Below are 2,623 nucleotides of genomic sequence, written 5' to 3'. Positions count from 1 at the left end.
TGGAGTCAATTTTTCGTCTCGGCTTAAAAAATAAGTTGACATTCTCCATCTGGGGCGTAATATTCAATAACAAGGGAGAGGCTTATGAGCAAAAAAATCAATACATCAAATTTTCGGAAGAGTGCGTTCAAGCCGAACGCCATCGCAATTTCGAGGGGAGTCCCGAAGTATTACACCGGGCCGAAGTACACGGCACTTGCTCCGACATGGGACATGGTGAAAAACGAGAGAGGGCTTTCCGAGGATGAGTGGCGAAGGGACTACGAGAAGCGTGTCCTGTCGAAGCTGGACGTCAACAAGGTAGCGAAGGAGCTGGACGGGAAAATCCTTCTTTGCTGGGAGGAGGTCGGAGACCCGTGCCACCGGCATTACGTCGGAGACTGGCTCAGGAACAAGGCAGGGGTGGAGGTCAACGAAGAAGGCGAACGCAAAAAGGAGCCTATCGCAGACGTCCCGGAGCAGATGGAGATGTTCAGCGACATGAAGAAGTGAAATGTTTTTAGGAAGCATACCGAAGAAGATAGCCCAAGAGCTCGAAGCGATCACCCGTGAAAAGGTGATCGTTTTGGGTTCAGGGAACTTCAGGTCTGAGATCGCCATGCAGGGCCGGGAGAACCTGATAACGAGTTCGGACGTTTCGACATACTCGACGATTATCGGCGAGTATCTTTGCGATGGGGACTACAAGAAAGAGGTCGTAGGAGAGCTCTCCATCCTGAATGAGTACAGCGGAGCGGAGTACGTGGCAGGGATTGTTCAACTGCTCGACTTCTCCCAGCTCCGTGACATCGAGGCAGACAACCGCATCAAGAGGCACATCGTCAAGAATTTGGACAAGATGATAAAGGACAAGGCTGTCGGAATAGCGAAGTTGAAAGAGATCATGAGGCTGGAGCGTTTCGTCCGGCAATGTATGGTCTCGCTGTACGACAAGCCGGAGTTCGAGCGTCACCTGATTCTGGCTTTCCCGCCAACGTACACCGCCGGGTACGAGAAAATGTTCAAGAAGTTCAACGAGAGCATAATCGACCGGCTCCCCCCGTACACGGAAATCGACAATGAGGTTTATGAGTTGCTGTGCCATGGCATCATCGAGAGGGGTAAATACGTCCTCTACACGGACAGGCCCGTCGAAGGGGTTGACCCGCTTATTCTGTATCAGGAGCCGAAGAAGAAGCCGGTGTTCCTGTATAGCGATTATTTGAAGACGAAGAAGTACATCACGGTGAACATGGAGATGCCGGAGATAGGAGTGTACGAGAGGGCGACGTTTGAGGACATCGAGCGTGACGGCATCCAGCTCGGGTATCTGTCGATGAAGGACGAGGCGTATTTCAGAACGGTGTATATCAAGAAGGCCGTGCCCAGCACCCCGCAGAACTCGGTTGCCGTGATGCTGAAGAGCGGAGAGAAGATAGTGGGTATCGTGCTGTATTCGACGTCCAAGCACGACCAGACGTACCTGTGGGCCGACTACGCAATATCGGAAGCCCCGAGGGTGTCGAAGCTGGTGCTGACGATAGCCAAGACGAGAGAGTGCGTGAAGTTTTTTGACTCCCGGTACGTGATGTGGACGAAGAGGCTGAAAACCACGGTCTTCACGAAACAGCCGGTGAGCATGAAGTACAGGGGTGTGTTTGAGCTGGTGTTCAGGAACGAGAAGGAGGGCAAACTGCTCTACGAGGCAGACGTGGTTGACAATACTGTGGAAGAGGTGGTGGCCGGATGGCTGGAAAAATCAAGGGGAAAACAAGAGTCGAAACGCTGAACGTGAAGGAACTGAAGGGCATAGCGAAAAATGCCCGGTTCATGGATAAAATCACGTTTGACAAACTGAAGCGGAACATCGAGTATGATGGGGAGATGACATCTCTCCCGCTGGTGGTGAAGAGAAAGGACTTCTACGAGATAGTGAGCGGGAACCATAGGGTCAGGGCCGTATCTGAGCTGGGCCATGAGACCGTGAAGGCTGTTGTGATAGACGAAGAAGACGTGAGTGAGGACGACATCCGCAGGATTCAGCTTTCGCACAATGCCATAACTGGCGAGGACGACAAGACCATTCTGGCGGAGATATACCGTTCGATAGATGATCTCGAAATGAGAGAGCTGTCAGGACTGGACGACTCGGTGTTCACGGAGAGCTATGACAACCTGTTCTCCATCGCCCCCAAGGGGCTGAAGACCGGCATTGTGAACCTGCTTTTCCTCGAAGGCGAGCTTGATGAGTTCGTCCAAAACATAGACTATTTGCAGGAAGTGTGCAAGGGCGATGCGACGTTTCTGGCACGGTATCAGGACTACGACGAGTTCCTTCAAAACATGGGTGAACTGAAGCACAAGCTGAACATCAAGAACCACTCGGCGTTGATTCTGCACATCATAAACGAGAGAGCACAACAGGAGCGTGAGAAGGATGGCGAAGTTCAAGAGGGTTAAAAAGCCAGCCGGACGACCAGAGAAGATTTCCGACAAAATCATCCAAGATGTCTGCAAAATGGTAGAGGCAGGAAACTCTATCTCTGGTGGACGTTTGTCGGACATTTGTCCGGACATTTGTCCACTCTCTTTTTTGGACTCAATCATCTTCCGATACTCTCTTTTCCTGTCCCCTTCGGTACTT

The 2,623-nt window shown here is 51.6% G+C and carries 4 protein-coding genes; all 4 read left to right on the top strand.

Going from position 1 to position 2,623, the window contains the following annotated elements:
* Positions 1 to 84: 84 nt before the first annotated feature.
* Positions 85 to 492 carry a hypothetical protein gene (locus HWQ67_RS16025; protein ID WP_218253691.1) on the top strand — a complete coding sequence of 136 codons (408 nt, stop codon included), beginning with the start codon at positions 85 to 87 and terminating at the stop codon, positions 490 to 492.
* A 1-nt stretch (position 493) separates the two neighbouring features.
* Positions 494 to 1,768 carry a hypothetical protein gene (locus HWQ67_RS16020; protein WP_218253690.1) on the top strand — a complete coding sequence of 425 codons (1,275 nt, stop codon included), beginning with the start codon at positions 494 to 496 and terminating at the stop codon, positions 1,766 to 1,768.
* Complete coding sequence (locus HWQ67_RS16015; RefSeq protein ID WP_218253689.1) at positions 1,726 to 2,439, top strand: ParB/RepB/Spo0J family partition protein; 714 nt, start codon at positions 1,726 to 1,728, stop codon at positions 2,437 to 2,439. Before HWQ67_RS16020 ends, HWQ67_RS16015 begins: the two co-directional genes overlap by 43 nt.
* A partial coding sequence (locus HWQ67_RS16010) for a hypothetical protein (protein ID WP_218253688.1) occupies positions 2,417 to 2,623 on the top strand: 207 nt, incomplete at its 3' end. The genes HWQ67_RS16015 and HWQ67_RS16010, both read left to right, overlap by 23 nt.

Source organism: Candidatus Magnetobacterium casense (genome assembly GCF_019173545.1).
Classification (GTDB): domain Bacteria; phylum Nitrospirota; class Thermodesulfovibrionia; order Thermodesulfovibrionales; family Magnetobacteriaceae; genus Magnetobacterium; species Magnetobacterium cryptolimnobacter.
The sequence above is the reverse complement of the archived record's forward strand: the minus strand, read 5'-3'. Positions and strand labels throughout refer to the sequence as shown.